Source organism: Curtobacterium sp. PhB137, from assembly GCF_003814955.1.
In the GTDB taxonomy this organism is placed as follows: domain Bacteria; phylum Actinomycetota; class Actinomycetes; order Actinomycetales; family Microbacteriaceae; genus Curtobacterium.
In genome coordinates, this window is the sequence record NZ_RKQO01000012.1 from 1 (window position 1) to 15920 (window position 15920).

The 15920-nt window shown below is 66.2% G+C and carries 17 protein-coding genes; 11 read left to right on the forward strand and 6 right to left on the reverse strand.

What is annotated here, in order from left to right; genetic code table 11:
• Window positions 1-406 precede the first annotated feature (406 nt).
• Together EDF28_RS18765 and EDF28_RS18770 are read right to left on the reverse strand one after the other, a co-directional pair.
• On the reverse strand, window positions 407-601 hold the full coding sequence (locus EDF28_RS18765) for a hypothetical protein (protein WP_123939413.1): 195 nt from the start codon (window positions 599-601) through the stop codon (window positions 407-409).
• A gap of 46 nt (window positions 602-647) precedes the next feature.
• Window positions 648-1460, reverse strand: a complete 813-nt coding sequence (locus EDF28_RS18770) for an acyl-CoA thioester hydrolase/BAAT C-terminal domain-containing protein (protein WP_185094305.1) — start codon at window positions 1458-1460, stop codon at window positions 648-650.
• Between the two features lie 42 nt (window positions 1461-1502).
• Between EDF28_RS18770 and EDF28_RS18775 the strand changes: the two genes are divergently transcribed.
• From EDF28_RS18775 to EDF28_RS18785, 3 genes are all read left to right on the forward strand, one after another.
• Window positions 1503-1916 carry a hypothetical protein gene (locus tag EDF28_RS18775; protein ID WP_123939415.1) on the forward strand — a complete coding sequence of 138 codons (414 nt, stop codon included), beginning with the start codon at window positions 1503-1505 and terminating at the stop codon, window positions 1914-1916.
• A gap of 73 nt (window positions 1917-1989) precedes the next feature.
• Complete coding sequence (locus EDF28_RS18780) at window positions 1990-2520, forward strand: hypothetical protein (protein WP_123939416.1); 531 nt, start codon at window positions 1990-1992, stop codon at window positions 2518-2520.
• A gap of 113 nt (window positions 2521-2633) precedes the next feature.
• Window positions 2634-3659 carry a S66 peptidase family protein gene (locus tag EDF28_RS18785; RefSeq protein ID WP_123291682.1) on the forward strand — a complete coding sequence of 342 codons (1026 nt, stop codon included), beginning with the start codon at window positions 2634-2636 and terminating at the stop codon, window positions 3657-3659.
• Between the two features lie 20 nt (window positions 3660-3679).
• Here EDF28_RS18785 and EDF28_RS18790 read toward each other — a convergent pair whose 3' ends face one another.
• Both EDF28_RS18790 and EDF28_RS18795 read right to left on the reverse strand, forming a co-directional pair.
• A complete protein-coding gene (locus tag EDF28_RS18790) occupies window positions 3680-4165 on the reverse strand; it encodes a GNAT family N-acetyltransferase (RefSeq protein WP_123939417.1) in 486 nt (161 codons plus the stop codon).
• 40 nt (window positions 4166-4205) lie between these two features.
• Window positions 4206-4850 (reverse strand): Pr6Pr family membrane protein, encoded by a 645-nt coding sequence (locus EDF28_RS18795; RefSeq protein WP_123939418.1) that lies wholly within the window; start codon window positions 4848-4850, stop codon window positions 4206-4208.
• A gap of 49 nt (window positions 4851-4899) precedes the next feature.
• Here EDF28_RS18795 and EDF28_RS18800 point away from each other — a divergent pair, with 49 nt between their 5' ends.
• Window positions 4900-6198, forward strand: a complete 1299-nt coding sequence (locus tag EDF28_RS18800) for a VTT domain-containing protein (protein WP_123939419.1) — start codon at window positions 4900-4902, stop codon at window positions 6196-6198.
• A 326-nt stretch (window positions 6199-6524) separates the two neighbouring features.
• Here the strand turns inward: EDF28_RS18800 and EDF28_RS18805 are convergent, their stop codons facing one another.
• Together EDF28_RS18805 and EDF28_RS18810 are read right to left on the reverse strand one after the other, a co-directional pair.
• Complete coding sequence (locus EDF28_RS18805) at window positions 6525-7997, reverse strand: glycoside hydrolase family 32 protein (protein ID WP_123939420.1); 1473 nt, start codon at window positions 7995-7997, stop codon at window positions 6525-6527.
• Entirely contained in the window at window positions 7998-9047 is a 1050-nt protein-coding gene (locus EDF28_RS18810) for a LacI family DNA-binding transcriptional regulator (RefSeq protein ID WP_123939421.1), read from the reverse strand. It lies immediately after the preceding gene.
• A 136-nt stretch (window positions 9048-9183) separates the two neighbouring features.
• Between EDF28_RS18810 and EDF28_RS18815 the strand changes: the two genes are divergently transcribed.
• From EDF28_RS18815 to EDF28_RS18845, 7 genes are all read left to right on the forward strand, one after another.
• On the forward strand, window positions 9184-10590 hold the full coding sequence (locus EDF28_RS18815) for a sugar ABC transporter substrate-binding protein (RefSeq protein ID WP_123291690.1): 1407 nt from the start codon (window positions 9184-9186) through the stop codon (window positions 10588-10590).
• 104 nt (window positions 10591-10694) lie between these two features.
• A complete protein-coding gene (locus EDF28_RS18820) occupies window positions 10695-11537 on the forward strand; it encodes a carbohydrate ABC transporter permease (protein WP_250899912.1) in 843 nt (280 codons plus the stop codon).
• Between the two features lie 113 nt (window positions 11538-11650).
• Entirely contained in the window at window positions 11651-12442 is a 792-nt protein-coding gene (locus tag EDF28_RS18825; protein WP_250899913.1) for a carbohydrate ABC transporter permease, read from the forward strand.
• On the forward strand, window positions 12439-13866 hold the full coding sequence (locus EDF28_RS18830; protein ID WP_123939423.1) for a glycoside hydrolase family 32 protein: 1428 nt from the start codon (window positions 12439-12441) through the stop codon (window positions 13864-13866). Before EDF28_RS18825 ends, EDF28_RS18830 begins: the two co-directional genes overlap by 4 nt.
• A 55-nt stretch (window positions 13867-13921) precedes the next feature.
• Window positions 13922-14830, forward strand: coding sequence for a carbohydrate kinase (locus EDF28_RS18835; protein WP_123939424.1), 909 nt, complete (start codon window positions 13922-13924; stop codon window positions 14828-14830).
• Between the two features lie 56 nt (window positions 14831-14886).
• Entirely contained in the window at window positions 14887-15642 is a 756-nt protein-coding gene (gene tatC / locus EDF28_RS18840; RefSeq protein WP_123939425.1) for a twin-arginine translocase subunit TatC, read from the forward strand.
• A 41-nt stretch (window positions 15643-15683) separates the two neighbouring features.
• Entirely contained in the window at window positions 15684-15896 is a 213-nt protein-coding gene (locus tag EDF28_RS18845; protein ID WP_123939426.1) for a twin-arginine translocase TatA/TatE family subunit, read from the forward strand.
• Window positions 15897-15920: the final 24 nt, after the last annotated feature.

Here is a 15920-nt window from a genome sequence, read left to right on the forward strand (position 1 = left end):
GGCCTCCTCGTCGGCACCGCCACCATCACCGCACAGATCAAGTAACACCCCACGTACTCCGGCTGTGCATGGCAGACCGGAACGGCCAACGCCCCCGTCGCTCGCGACGGGGCGTTGCTCGTTTCCGAGGAGGGGAAGCAGGCGACGTCCGACGTGCCGCCAGTTACCTCGGCAATCGAGTTCGTTCACGGAGCGCGTGACCTGTGGCCCGCTCGTTCCAACGCACCCGCTCGCTCCCGTAGACACACTCGTGCTCTCCAGAGTGACCAAGGATCAGGTCACATCTCCACCTATCGAAGGTGCTCGGGCAGATCGTCGACATCGTGCAGCAGCATAGACACCACCACCGGCGCCCTCGTCTCACTGAACGATCGGCTTCCGGACACGCACCTGGTCTTCTGCTAACTCAGCGCTTGTCCTGGTTGCGGAGGCTCCAGACGCCGAGGTACAGAGACCAAGGCATGAGAACGATCAGGGGCAGCCAAGAACCGATCATCCCGGTGTTGATGACCAAGTTCAAAAGCCCCAGGGCAAGCATTAGCACAGCAGCGATGGCAACGAACCAGGCAAAGGCCCGAGGCCAGGGCTTCATTGATCTCACGCCGGGATGCTACCGGAGCCCCGTCGGGCGACCGATAGAGGATCTTCTACCGGGCGACTGTCAACCTGATCGCTGCCCATGCAGCTCGACCGAGTGCGCGATCGGCATGCTCGGACCCACCACGCTGCATCGATTGCCCTCCGGTAAGGACCGTTTCACCAGGCAGGATCGTTCGGTGTCCCGCATCCGCCCTGGTGACGACGGTGGTCTCGAGGCCCGCACGCCGCCGCCGAGCACTGATGCGGTGCGCACTTTCAGCGCTCGGCCATACCTGATCGTCCCCGCCGGCCACCAGGACGAGTTGTTGGATCTGCTCCACAGGAATGCCAGCTGCTTCGACCCGTGCTGGTGACTGCGCGTACGACTGCTCGTAGAGCGGCCGGAACCTGGGCGGCGTCTCACGCACGTAGCCACCCCACGCAAGCGGCACGAATGGCAACGGGCTGCCCGCCAGCGTCCAGTGGGAGCGCTCCGTCCCCGCATCGTCGGTCCACGACCAGACAACATCTGAAGGCGCGAACGCGATCACCCCAGCCACTGACGGAAGGTGCGCAGCGATCAGCAGCGCTGCCTCGGTTCCCAGCGAGGTACCAACCACCCACACCCGGTCGCTCACAGACTCCAGCGCGGCGATCCGGTCGAAGAAGCACTCCAACGGGACCTCCCACGGGCCCGCATGCTGACCAGGACCGCCGAACCACCGAATGGACTCCGCGATGAAGCCGTGCTCAGCGAACACCCGCGCACGATCGACATCGACCCTGCCACTAGAACCCGCGATCACCAGCACCGCGTCGCCCGACGCATCGTCCGGGACGAACCGCACCCCCTCAGGCGCCGTGATCGGGATCCGCTGCACCGTTCCATATTGGCCGAGACCTTGGTTCACTACCCTCGAGACGTGCCCCTGTTCATTCGGTATCAAAGCGCAGCCCCGAACCCACGCGGCACGTTCCCCGGAGTGTTTGCGCTTGCCAACGGCCTCCGGCGCAACGGCATGCTCGACCCTGCTGACGCCCATTGGCTGCTGCGTGCGAACGAGCAGGCCACAGCTCAGTATCGGGATCCGTCGACGGTCGAACCGAACTGCTACGACCCAACGCTTCACCCGGGAGCACGATCCTGGTTCAGAGCTGACGCGACGACCCTGCTCGCAATGAGCGTCGGGTACCTCGACCTCCTCGACCGGTACCGCGTCCCCTGGGTCGAGCTTCGCACCACCTCACCGGGGCGCATCACATACGAGGACGAAGTACAGATCGTCGCGACCCCGATGGACCAGTCCCACGACTGGCCATTCAGACCGTCCCAGTAGCGGATCGCCTACCGGACGCGTCTGGCGCAGCGTGGACCGACCAGCAATCGGCTGGACATGGCAGTCTCGAGGCATGGGGTGGATGAAGCAGGTGCCGACGTGGATAGCGGGCGTCATCATGGCCGTCATGTTTGCCGGCGCATGGTTCGGAGCGACCTTCATTACGACGCCGGAACTAGGCGTCGGACCTCGAGCGCTTCTGTCCATCATCGTCGGCGCGTTCTACGGAATCTTCATGGGGATCTGGGTCGGCCGGACACGGCGTGCTCATGGGCGGGTAGGGCGGCGCCCCGAGTTCAGCAAGGCGGTCCGTTGGGGCACCGTTCCATCGAACGTTGACATCGCCGATTGGCGGCGAGCATTGCAATCTCGCCAACAGCAGTACCGGCCGCTCCGATGGTTGGCGCCGGTGTTCTACCTGCCGATGACGGCTCTCGCCATCTGGCTCGCCGTCACCGGCGAACCGCTTTTCTGGTTCGGTGCAGCGTTCTTCATCGCGATCTTCGTCATCACCGTCGTGACCACGCCGCGGGTGCTCCGCAACACGACGACGATGCTCACCGAGCTCGATCGACGCGAAGAAACGCAGCACTTCACGCAGTGACGGAAGGTCGTCGTAGCCGCCGATGCGGTGAGCGCGTACCACTGGACTTCGCGGACGGTCTCGATAGGCGATCGGCTTGTGGGACATGCTTTGGATCCCGCTACCGTCGAAGCATGGCGAGCATCACCTACCCAATGCCGCTCCGAGCAGGCGGGCGGATCGAGGTTCCTGCACCGTCGATGGGGGTCCCTGCGCATCTCCTCGAGCGATTGCAGACTTCGGTCGAAGCGCTCACGACACTCGGGTTCGAGATCCACGTGCGCCCGCACACGTCCACGGCTGGTCTCACGCCGGCGCCTGCCGCTGCCCGCGCCGAGGATCTGCACGCTGCGTTCGAGGCAGCCGACGCAGTACTTCCGCCGTGGGGCGGGGAGCTTGCTATCGAATTGGTCGAGAAGATCGACTGGGACGCCCTCGCCGAAGCTCGCCCGTGGTTCGTGGGCTGGTCGGACATCTCCACACTGCTGTTGCCCCTGACCACGCGGACCGGGCTCGCGACACTTCACGGCGCCAACCTCATGGACGAGCCGTACGAGCTACCCAGCGAGTTCGAGCGATGGACCGACGTCGCGGCGCTTCCGCCAGGAAGCACCTTCGAGCAACGCAGCGCACCTCGCCGGCGCAGCCGCCCTTGGGGAGCGTGGGCCGATGAGCCGTTGGATCGCGAGCACGCGTACGAAGCAGCTACGAAATGGCGGTCCCTCGACGGAACGGATCACGTCACGATGCGCGGCCGTTTGATCGGCGGCTGCCTGGAAACCGTTTCGCTGCTCGCCGGAACGCCCTACGGCGACGTGCCCGGGTTCGCGCGGAAGTACGCCCCGGAGGGCACGATCGTTTACCTCGAAGCGGCCGAGTCCAACGCGATCGCCGTCGTTCGGCTGCTCACCTCGCTGCGTCTCGCGGGCTGGTTCGAGGACGCAAACGGTGTTCTGATCGGACGCACCGACGGCCCGGCCGTGCCCGAACTGGCCCAGGACGAAGCAGTGCGTCGAGCGCTGGGCGACCTCGACGTGCCGGTACTCCTCGACTTCGATACCGGACACCAACCGCCGCAGATGCCACTCGTGAACGGCGCCATGGCAGAAGTCCGACTCAACGGAGCGGACAGTTCGATCGTGCAGCACCTCGTCCCGTAGGTCGACCGGTCAGGGATCGGCTACCGGGTAGGACCGCCAAGTGCGGAGCAGAGGGCTTTGAGTTCGCGCATCCACGCGACTTCCCGCTCGAGCTGGCCGGTTTCGGTGAAGAGGCGCACTTGCTGCGTGTCGGACAGCACGGCGGCGAGCTCATCCCGGTCTGCCCGGCCGAATCCGATTTTTTGCCAGAAGGGCCCCGATCGGCGTGAGAAGAGCCATGCCCGCGTCGCGCCCGAGCTAGCTGCTTCTTCGAGGGCGAACCTCGCGAGACGGGTGCCGGCACCCGCGGTGCGCCGTCCGCTCGAGACCGCGACGCTCCGGATCAAGACGTCCGCACCGTCAGTGCTGGCTTCGTAGCCGGTGCTGCCGACGATGTTGCCATCGTGGTCGCGCTCTACCCACAGTCGGACCGCGGTCGAGTCGAGCCCAGCGATAGTGAGGTCAGCTTCACTGAGGAACGCGCGGAGCTCCAGGACATCGTCGTTCGTCACTGGCGAGTAGGCCATAGCTCATGCTCTCGCACTACGCCGCCCGGTCAGGGATCGTCTACCGGGTGGATGCACCTTCAGGGTCGGACCTCCGGGCTCGTGTCGAGAGGGCGTTGCCGATCAGGCGGACGAGGGCGGCGAGCACGAGGAACGCGACGAGGAGCACCACGCACCAGAGGGCGACCGTGCCGTACCCGCCGCGCGAGGGGTCGAAGAACGGGTAGGGGTAGAAGCCGGACGCGGCACCGTGCGCGAGCGAGTAGGCGGTGTACACGACGGGCACGGCAACCCACCAGGCGGCGACGCGTCGGGTGATCGACCACCGCGGCGGGACGAACACCCAGTCCAGGACGACCGCGAGGGGCATGAGCATGTGGTGCACGACGTTCACCCACGGGGTCAGGTCGCCCAGGTCCGCGTCACGGAGGAGGGTGTTGAAGACGATGCCGACGAAGGCCATGTAGACGACGGACGCTCCGCGGACCGTCTCCCACCGCGGGCTGCTCGGCCTGCCCCGAGCGGTCCTGACGGCACCGACGACGAAGACGGTCGAGGCGAAGAGGTTGCCGAGGGTGGTGAAGTAGCTGAAGAAGTTCAGGACGCCGAAATCGGTCCTGACGGCGATGACCAGCTGCGTCACGACCCCTGCGACGGACGCGGCCGCGAACACCACGCGTGCTGCACTGATGACCCTGTTCCTCATGCCGACACAGTAGCCACGCCTTGCCCGCCGAGCATCTACCATCGATGGGATGGATCTGATCGGGTGGATCACCGACACTGCTGCTTCGTTGCCGACACCTCTCGTCTGGGCCATGGGCCTGGCGTTGTCGTTCGCCGAGTCGGGGCTCGGCCTCGGGTTCTTCATGCCGGGCGAGACGCTGGTGCTGCTGCTCGCAGCCACCTTCGACGACGTCACGCCGGCGGTGGTGTTCTTCCTCGTCGTGGCGGTCGGCGGCTCGGCCGGTGACCATGTCGGCTACCTGCTCGGCCGTCGGTTCGGCGCCGGCTTCCGCGACTCCAAGCTCATCCGTCGACTCGGGGTCGACAACTGGGACCGTGCCGTCGGCATCCTCGAGAGGCGAGGGGCGGCGGCCGTGTTCCTGACCCGGCTCGTGCCAGTGATCCGGACCCTGACCCCCGCCGCCGCCGGCGTCGCGGGCGTCCCTTATCGGGCGTTCCTCCTGGCGTCGTTCGCGGGCGCGCTGACCTGGTCGGCCGTCTACGCCGGCACCGGGTTCCTCCTGCGGTCCTCGCTCGAGGCTGCGCAGCGATACCTCGGCGAGGCGTCGTCCTGGGCGCTCGTCGTCGTCGCGGTCGCGATCGCCGTCATCATCGTGGTCCGCCTCGTCCGAGGGCGGCGTGCAGCCGCCAGGGACGCCGCCACCGCCGATGGCGGGACGGCCGCTGAGTCCGTCGCGGGTGCCGCCGAGGCGGCCTCCTCTCGACCGGGGCTCACCCGCGACCTCGCTGCTCGCCTGGCGGACGGTGGCGGATGGCGGACCGTCGCCAACGCCGTCACCGTGGGGCGCCTCCTCGGTGCGGCCGTGGCAGGGGGACTCCTCGTCGCCGGACAAACGCAGGCGGCGGCGGTCGTCCTGGTGGTCACGTTGCTGACCGATCTCGTCGACGGCCCGATCGCCCGGCGGACCGGCACGGTGTCGGTCCTCGGCGCGTGGCTCGACCCCGTGGCGACCAGGGTCGCACTCCTCCTCGTCGTCGGTGCGTTCGCGCTCTCGGGGATCTTCGGCTGGCAGGAGGTCGTCCTCGTCGTGGTGCCGGACCTCCTCCTCGCCCTGGGGGCTCTCATCGGTTATCGCGGAGACCCCGGCGTCCGGGTGTGGTGGGCCGGCAAGCTGCGGACGGTCCTCCTGGGGGTCGGCCTGGTGACGCTCTTGATCGGTGCCACGGGCGGCAGGGACCTCTCGTTCGTCGCGGGCCTCGGTTACCTCGTCTTCCTCGTCGGGCTCGTGTTCCACTACGTCGCGTCCGCGCACTACGGCCGCGTCATGCTCGTGCGATGGCAGCAGGGCTCGACCCTCACTAGATGACGAGGAACGTTTGACTCCGACCGCCAAGATGCGCCGGACGGGCCCACAAGACGAGTCCCGATAGGGGATCGCTAATCGGGCGCTCGAGAGCAGCACGTGGATCGCCTGGATGTGGTGAGCGCGCAGGCGCTGACTACAGGCGCTTTCATCTTCGGGCGCGAATCGGGATTGGTGGGATCCTTCCGGTACCAGGCGAATATCCGGCTGGTGACCGTTCGCGGTCGGCGATCTCAGAGCCTGGCCCCTGAAATCGATCTGGAAGTAACGCCACAACGAAGTGCGCCTGCCCCGTTGTCCGGGGCAGGCGCACTTTGTCTGTGCCAGCGTCAGCGAGTGCGGACCGTCAGGCGATCAAGTGTGATGGCGCCGTCCTGCACGAACACGCCGACGTGGCCAGCAGGGTGGTCGTAGAGGCGTGTGCTCAGCGCGACCGACCCGTCGATGATGGCAACACAGATTTCCCCGTCCAAGTGGACGTCGAGGTGATGTGCGCCGGGGGCGAGTTCCACTGGGCGCTCGAGCTCGACGGCGTGCGGGACATCGCCAAGGATCTGCCATTGCTCGGCGCCAGTCGTGCCACGCGGCCACCGGTCCAGCACGAGCCGGTTCCGGTCAGGTTCGAGGCGGAGTGCGTAGCCCTCTTCGCCATCGTCGCTAGTGCGCAGGAGCACCCCGAATGACCTGGAGTCTGCTTCAAGCGTCAGGTCCACGGCTACGAGCGCCTCAGCGGGCAGTTCCGGCCCAACCCAAGATGCGTATCGGCTGGCTGCGCCAGCGCCGACCGTTGCTGCAGCGCCGTTGACCGGTTCGAGAAGCGCCGTGGCATCGACCTCGTCGGTGTACGCGGCTCTGACGCCGTCGGGAAGGTCGAACCGCAACGATCCGTCAGCGCGCTGGTGTGCTTGCAGTGTTGCCATGGTGCCGGCCCACTGCCACGGGCCGCCATCGCGCCGGTCTTCTTTCGAGGCGATCCACCCAACGAAGTACCGCTCGTTCCCGAGCGCAACCGTCTTCGCAGCATAGAAGGCTCGGCCATCGACGGTGTCATCTGCCGGCGCGAGCCATGGGCCGTCCGGCGACTTCGCGATGCGGTAGCGGGTGCAGAACGCGTCGGAGAACTCGGAGTACACCAGGTACCACCACTCGCCCCACTGGAACACGTCCGGGCATTCCTGCGTGATGAAGCGGTGCGGTTCCCAGATCGGGTCGGCGTCTCGCCATGTGACGAGGTCATCGGATTCGAGGCGTGCAACGAGGCCGGAGCGCCGGTACGGCTCACCGAGTCGCCGCGTGGCGAGGAGCATCTGCCAGGGCCGGTCGGCAGCGGGGCGGAACACGAAGGGGTCTCGCCAGTCTTCGGGGGAGTAGCCGGCGAGTGCGGGGAAGTCCCAGTCGGGGTGCTTGGTCCAGTCGGTCAGGTCGCCGGAGGACGTTGCGTGGCTCACGACCTGCGCGTCTTTACCGTCGCCGTCGGATCCGGTCTTGATTCGGGGATTGTGCCCCGTGTAGAACAAGTGGAGCGTCCCCTCGTCGTCTTGAACGACGCTGCCGGTGTAGCAGTCGAAATCGCTTGCGTCGGGCCCCCCGGAGGGCAGCACGACGCCCTTGTCATCGAATGTCACGAAGTCGGTCGTCGTGACGGCCGCCCAAGGCATACCCGTCGGACGTTCGAGCGGCGGAGCATCCGGCCGTTCGTCGAGCAGGTAGAACAGCCACGCTGTTCCGTCGTGTTCGAACGGGATGACGTCGCCGACGAAGCCGTTCGGAGGCTGGAAGTGGGTGCTGGACGGGAGAGTCACTCAGGTTCCTTCGGGTCGCGGCGCAGCGAGCGAGCTACGGGAGATGTATTCGCACGGCACAAGGTGTCGGCCGGGCTGTTCTGCTTCCGCCAGCAGCAGGGTTCCGGCTTCGAAACCCATCTGCTGATGCGGGAGAGCGACGGTGGTCAGCGGCGGATGCATCTGATCGGCGAGGTCGGGCTGGTCGTCGAAGCCGACAATGCTGATGTCCTCTGGGCAGCGCATCCCCAGGGACTGCGCGGCCATCAACGCGCCGACCGCCATCCGGTCGTTCCCGCAGATGATCGCCGTTGGACACGTGCCTGCATCCGCGAGGACCTCTATCGCGAGGTCATAGCCTGATCCCACCTGGAACGTGCCGAACGCGATGTGGATGCGCTCTGGTGCGATGCTCGCGTCTACGGCGGCGCACTGGAGTCCGCGCTTTCGTTCCTGACAGGCGTAGTCGTCCTCGGGGCCGCCGAGGAAGGCCACATCGGCGTGGCCGGCTGCGAACACGGCGGCGGCGACGTCGTAGCCGCCCTGGTACTCGTCGGCGAGCACCGTCACCGCAGGCGTTTCACCGGGCGGGAAGCAGTTGACGAAGACCGTCGGAACAGTGTCGAGCCCCTCGACCGGAATGACGTACTCGGGGCCGGGTGCCGCGTAGACCAGGCCGGCGACCCCCTGCTGGACGAGATTCTCGACGGCCGCCTTGCCGCCATCGGTCGTCTGCGCCGTCTCCACCACGAAGCAGACGTATCCAGCCTCCTGCACGGCTTGCTGGACACCCAGCACGATGTGACCGGCGTAGGGCTGCGAGACGAGCCGGTCGGCGATCACGCCGACCGTGTAGGACCGGTTCGACCGCAACGACTGTGCTGCACGGTTCGGCTGGAAGTTCAGTTCCCTCGCGGCCTCGAGGACGCGGGTGCGCGTCTCGGCTGCGATGGACACATCGCGGCGGTCGTTCAACACGAACGACACCGTCGGTTGCGACACCCCAGCATGGCGCGCAACGTCCTTCATGGTGACGCGTTGTGGCTGCGTTGTCTGCTTGCGGCTCGCCATCGACCCTCCTCCGTTGCTCTCATCATGCCAGAACAAATACGTATTGCGTCTCGCCCGCCCCGTGTGTACGCTCGCACCACAAATACGTATTGGTCCCGATCAAGCGGGGCCACGATCGCTCAGAGAGGAGCGACCCATGGCGAACGGATTCAGCACCCCGATCGACCGGCGCACGCTGTTCAAGTTCGGCGGGGCCGGGCTCGCCCTGGCCGGCATCGGATCGCTGGCTGCATGCTCGACCACTGGCGGTGGAAGCAGCAGCTCCGGAACGGTGAAGATGCTCTACTTCGGCGAGCAGAGCGCAGCCACTGCCCTGCAGAAGGCCATCGAGCCGAAGATCAAGCAGCTCGACAAGAAGGCCAGCCTGCAGGTCACCGCGATCAACGGGACCGACTGGAACGACTTCCTCGCAAAGGTTCTCACCCAGATCGCCTCGGGCGACGTGCCGGACATCGTCAGCGTCGCAACCGAGGGGCAGCAGCTTCTGGCGTCGAAGAACCTCCTCACTCCGCTCGACGACTACGTCACGAAGAACCTGTCGGACCTGCACAAGTACTTCACCGGCGCCCACCCGGTGCTGCTGGAGTCGACGATGTACCAGGGGCACCTCTACACGTTGCCCGACAGCTTCAACGCGGGCAGCATGTTCTACTCGACCGACCTGTTCGACAAGGCAGGCCTGTCCCGTCCGACGAGCAAGTGGTCGATGGACGACTTCCACTCCTCTGCAGCGAGCCTTGCAAAGGTCGGTGGCGGCACCTACGCCTTCGACTGGGTGGTGCGCCTCTGGGGCAGCTGGACCTCGTTCCTCTACGCTAACGACGGAAACCTCCTCGAGGAGGGCAAGTACTCCGGCGGCGACTGGCTGTGGAACAGCAAGGCCTTCGCGGACAACCCGATCGGGGTCTCCGGACGCAAGGGCGGCTGGAAGTGGGGCGACCCCACGGCGAACTCGGACGCCGCCGTCGAGGCGCTGCAGTACGTCATCGACCTGCAGAAGTCCGGCGCGTCGCCCTCGCCTGACGTTGGCGGTGGCGCCACGCTGCAAGGTCTGATGGCATCCGGCCGGATCGGTATGACCATCGGTGGTGGCTTCTGGGCCGGTGGCCTCCACAACGCCGGGATGAAGAACGGCAGCTTTGACGTCGTCGAGTTCCCGACGTGGAAGAGCAACAAGTCGCTCTTCGGCGCCGGCGGCTACGGCATCTTCAACTCCTCCAAGAACAAGGACCTCGCGTTCGAGGTCATCAAGGTCATGGTGCAGCCGGAGAGCTTCGACGCACTCTGGCCCGGCAACGTCACCACCCCGGCGCAGAAGTCGCTGATGACCGCCGACCGGTACAAGACCACCGGGCCGGAGCACTGGTCGGTGTTCTACGACCAGCTCGACAACTCAGTGCCCATCTCCGCCCCGCCGTACTACAACGCCCTCGCCACCGCCCTCAACCAGCGCACCACCCAGGCGATTTCCTCCGGGAATGCCAAGAAGGCGCTCGACGGCCTCCAGGCAGACATCGAGAAGGCAGCCTCGCAGGCTTCGTGATGACAACAGCAACAGAAACACCCATCCGGCGGGCTGCCAAGGTCGCAGCCCGCCGGCCGGCGGCCAAGCGCGCCCGCCGACGTGAATCCACGTTCGGTTTCTTGATGATCGGGCTCGCGATGACCTTCGTCGCCGTGTTCACCCTCATCCCCATCCTCGCTTCCCTCGGGCTTTCATTCACTTCATGGGACGTCATCAGCAGCCCCAAGTGGGTCGGGTTCGACAACTACAAGCGTCTCTTCACCGACGGGCCGGTCCTCGCGTCGTTCGGCGTGACCGTCGCACTCGCCATCGCCATCGTCGTGCTGCAGATCTCGCTCGGCCTGCTCCTGGCGGTACTGGCGAACAACCGGAAGCGCAACGCCACCCGCGTGTTCTTCCGCACCTCGTTCTACCTGCCGCTGCTGGCCTCCACCGCCGCCGTGTCGATCTTCATGGGCTACATCTTCGACACGAAGTTCGGGCTCATCAACTACTACCTCAACGAGATCGGGCTGCCCGGCGCACACTGGCTCAACGATCCGTTCTGGGCGAAAGTCACGGTCGTGATGGTGGTCGTCTGGCAGCAGGTCGGCTTCACCTTCGTGCTCTTCGTCGCCGCACTCCTCGCGGTGCCTGTCGACGTGCAGGAAGCCGCCGCGATCGACGGTGCCGGCCCCTGGCGGACACTGTTCCGGATCAAGATCCCCCTGATCAGCCCGACGATCCTGTTCGCGACCGTCATCGCCATGATCAACGCGATGCAGCTGTTCGACCAGCCGTTCATCATGACCAAGGGCGGACCCGGCACCGCGACGACGACCGCGACCATCTCCATGTACCAGGCCGGATTCCAGAACCTGCAGTTCGGGTTCGCCTCGGCCATCGCGATCCTGCTGCTGGTCATCATCGGCATCATCACCGGGCTCCAATTCATCGCCGCACGAAAGCTGGTGTTCTACCAATGACGTCCACGGACACCCTCAACCCGTTGCACGCCCCAGAAACCGTCGCGCAACCAGCTGTCAGTCACATCGTTCGTCGCCGCAAGCCTGTCGCCCAGGTGGGGAGCATCATCGGGATGATCATCCTGATCATTGCCGCCGTGTTCGCGCTCGGGCCACTGCTCTGGACACTGACCACCTCGCTACGCACACCGGCGGAATCGTTCAACAACCCGCCGCAGTGGCTACCCCTGTCCTGGGACTTCAGCAACTACGCCGCGGTGTTTAACCAGATCCCGATCGGGCAGTTCTTCATCAACAGCGTCCTCGTGACGTTGCTCATCGTCGTCGGCCAGACGATCACGTGCACCCTGTCCGGGTACGCGTTCGCGATGATCAGCTTCCCCGGCAAGAACACCATCTTCGGGATCTTCCTCGCCACGATGATGGTCCCGATCCAGACGATCATCATCCCGGTCTTCGTCATCCTGAAGGACATGGGCCTGACCGGCTCCATCGCCTCCCTGATCGTCCCTGCTCTCGGCAGCGCATTCGGAACGTTCCTCATGCGGCAGTACTTCATGCAGATGCCCAAGGAGCTCGGCGAGGCGGCCCGCATCGACGGCGCCAGCCAGTTCGGGGTGTTCTGGCACGTGTACTCGCGGATGGCCAGCCCCGCGATCGCGACTCTCGCGATCCTGAACTTCTCCGGCTTCTGGGCCGAGTACTACCGACCGCTGATCTTCCTCAACCAGCAGGACACCTTCACACTGCCGCTCGGACTCGTCGGCCTGCAGGGCAACCTCGGCACCGGATCGATCTCCGTCGTCCTCGCCGGCGTCGTGCTGACCATGATCCCGAGCGTGCTGCTGTTCATCTTCGCGCAGCGGTACTTCATCGAGGGCGTCACCGCGGGGTCGTCCCGATGACCGACCCCCAAGCCCTGCCAACAGCACCCCAGGAAGCCGCAAGCGCCGTGACCGTAGCCGACCACCACCTCCCGCAGTTCCACGTCCGACTCCCTCGCGGGTACGTCAACGACCCGAACGGACCCATCGACATCGGCGGGCAGGCCCACCTGTACTTCCAGTCCCGACCCCGGGTCGACCTCGAGATCCCCGTCGAGTGGGGACACGCCACCAGCGACGACCTCGTGCACTGGACCCTCCACCGACCCGCGATCGTTCCCGTCCCCGGCGGCACCGACTCCGGGGGCGCATGGTCCGGCAACACGGTCCTGCACAACGGCACCGTCCGCGCCTACTACTCCGGCAAAGTCGATCACAGTCCGTTTCAGTCGGTCCTCCTCGCGGAATCCACCGACGGTGGGAACACTTTCGGCGCCCCCGTGCAGGTCGTCGCCGATCCGTCCGCCGACGAAGCAATCACCATGTTCCGCGACCCGTTCGTCTGGCAGACGAACGACGGCTGGTCGATGGCGGTCGGCGCGGCTTCCAGGAATCAAACAGCGTCCATCCGCCACTACCGATCCGTCGACGGCATCAGCTGGACCCACGCGGGCGATCTGGTATCGATGACACGCGACACGGCCAACGGCATCGACACCGGTGAAGGATGGGAGTGCCCGCAGATCCTCACCGTCGACGGCACCGACGTCGCGATCGTGGCGTCCTGGTCCCACGCCGACGGCCCGGGCGACGTCGTCGCCATCCCCCTGACCGGGTCTCCTTCGCCGTTCAAGGTCGACGACGGGCAGCACTTCTACGCGGCTTCCGTGATGCGGACCAGCTCGTGGGGGCCGGTGCTCTTCGGATGGGTCACCGAAGGCCGAACCGAGCAGTGGACCGAGCAGGCAGGCTGGTCCGGCGCGATCTCCCTGCCGCGCCGGGCGTGGATCACGAACGGTCGGCTCGGCACCGAACCCCACCCGGTAATCGACGCCCTCCGCGTCGGCAGCTCGGAGGCTGCGCACGGTGCTCGCATCGGAGCACAAGCCGAAATCGTGCTGCCCGTCGCCGTCACCGGCTGCATCCGGCTGCGCTTCTCCGAAGCCGAATATCTCGACATCAACGTTGACGTCGATGCAGACACCCTCACCGTCGACCGGGCGCACGCCAGCACAGATCACCGCGCTGACCCGAGTCCCGCGGCGATTCGTGGTCCCTTCGACCGGACCGCGGACCGACCCGCAGTCCGAGTGGTGCTGGACGGATCGGTCGTCGAACTGTTCACCAGCGCCGGACGTTCCATCACCACCCGCGTCTACCCGACGCAGGCGCCGCCGTGGACCGTGGACGCACCGAGCCAGGCATTGGTGTGGGAACTCGAGCACACCGTCGGGACCATTTCGGCTCCCGCCGCCGACATCACCGCTGAATACCCATCGATCTAGCGGAGCGGCGCCGACAGGTTCGCCGGCACCAACTCGTTCCCGATCATCGAAGGAGATGACTGTGCATCGAATTACCGTTGCCGGAGAAGCGCTCGTCGACATCGTCCACGACGACGCCACCCGGGAGATCCCCGGCGGGAGCCCCGCGAACGTCGCCCTCGGGCTCGGACGACTCGGCGCGCCGGTCGAATTCGCCACGTGGCTCGGTGACGACGCCCGCGGCCAGCAGATCGCAGATCACCTCGAGGCGTCAGGGGTCGAGCTGGTTCCCGGCGTCTTCGGTGCCACGAAAACCTCCACGGCGACAATCCGGCTCGCTCCGGACGGCCAACCCACCTACGAGTTCGGCATCGAATGGGACCTGCCGCACCTGCCGCAAACGCCTCGCTGGCTGCACATCGGATCGATCGGCGCATTCCTGCAGCCCGGAGCGGGCAAAGTGCGAGAGCTCGCCCAGCGCACCGCAGCCGCCGGCGGCACGGTCTCATTCGATCCGAACATCCGGCCCGCGCTCCTCGGCGACCCGGCGGCTGCACGGGTCTGGTTCGAGCAGCTCGCTGCAGACGCCAGTGTGCTGAAACTCTCCGAGGAGGACGCCGCCTGGCTCTACCCAGGCGACAGCGCCAACGCCGTCCTCGAACGGCTCCTCAAGCTCGGCGTGATGCTGGGCGCCATCACCAGCGGTGCCGCCGGCGCAACGCTCGCGACGACCCGGGAGAGGGTCACCGTCCCAAGCGAACGCGTCGATGTCGTCGACACGGTCGGCGCCGGAGATACGTATATGGCCACCCTCATCTGGCAACTCCAGGACAACACCATCACGCTCGACGCCTTGGACTCCATAGCTCTGACACGACTCGGCCAGGTCAGCACCAGCGCCGCTGCGATCACGGTGAGCCGTCGTGGTGCGGACCTACCAACCGCCGATGACGTGCTCGCAGCACTGGGCGAGCCCACCAGATGAGCGCCCCGTCCGTTCCCCGCGGGACGACGCGGCAGAAGCGCCCCGATGCCGGAACGATGTCACTCGGGCAACACTTCAACGAGCTCCGGAAGCGGCTCTTCCGCGCGGTGCTCGCCATCGCAGTCTGCGCGGTCATCGGCTGGTTCCTCACACCATTCGTGCTCGACCAACTCCGCGCACCCGTCACCGAGCTCGCAACTGCCGGCGGCGGTCACACCGCGGAACTGAACTTCCCCGCCATCAGCAGCGCCTTCGACCTGCGCCTCCAAATCACGATCACCATCGCGGTCGTCATCGCCAGCCCCGCCTGGCTGTACCAAGTCTGGGCGTTCATCGTTCCTGCCCTGGTTCGAAAGGAAAGGCTCTACGCCGTCGGGTTCCTCGGATCCGCGATTCCCCTCTTCCTCGGCGGCTGCTGGTTCGGCTGGTACGTCCTGCCGCACATCGTGCAGATCCTCGGCAGCTTCGTCGCACACCAAGACACCTCGATCGTCGACGCGAAGGCGTACTACGACTTCGCCGTGAAGCTCGTCCTCGCCGTCGGTATCGCGTTCGTCCTGCCGGTGTTCCTCGTCCTGCTCAACTTCGTCGGGGTCCTCACCGCGAAAGCGATCCTCGGCGCATGGCGCATCGCCGTGCTCTGCATCCTCATCTTCACCGCACTCGTCACACCCTCCGCCGACATTGCATCGATGTTTCTCCTCGCCATCCCGATGGGCGTGCTCTACCTCGCAGCGTGCGCGGTCGCTTGGCTGCACGACCGCCGTCTCGCCCGCCGCCTCGCGGCAGCTTCCTCAACCACCACCCCGTGACGTAGCGTCCGCTGCGCCGCCTGCACACGAAGGACACCATCATGCTCGGCAACCTCACCGGCATCCACCTGCTCATCATCCTCGGCATCGTCGTACTGCTCTTCGGCGCCACCAAGCTGCCCGCCCTGGCAAAGGGGCTCGGGCAGTCGCTCAACATCTTCCGCAGCGAGATCCACGCGGGCGACAACAACAAACGCGCCGACCAGGCCAGCAGCCCGGTCGCACACGACGGCACCGTGCCGTCGCACGAGTGAGCTGCTCTCCGGGTAGCTGACGAG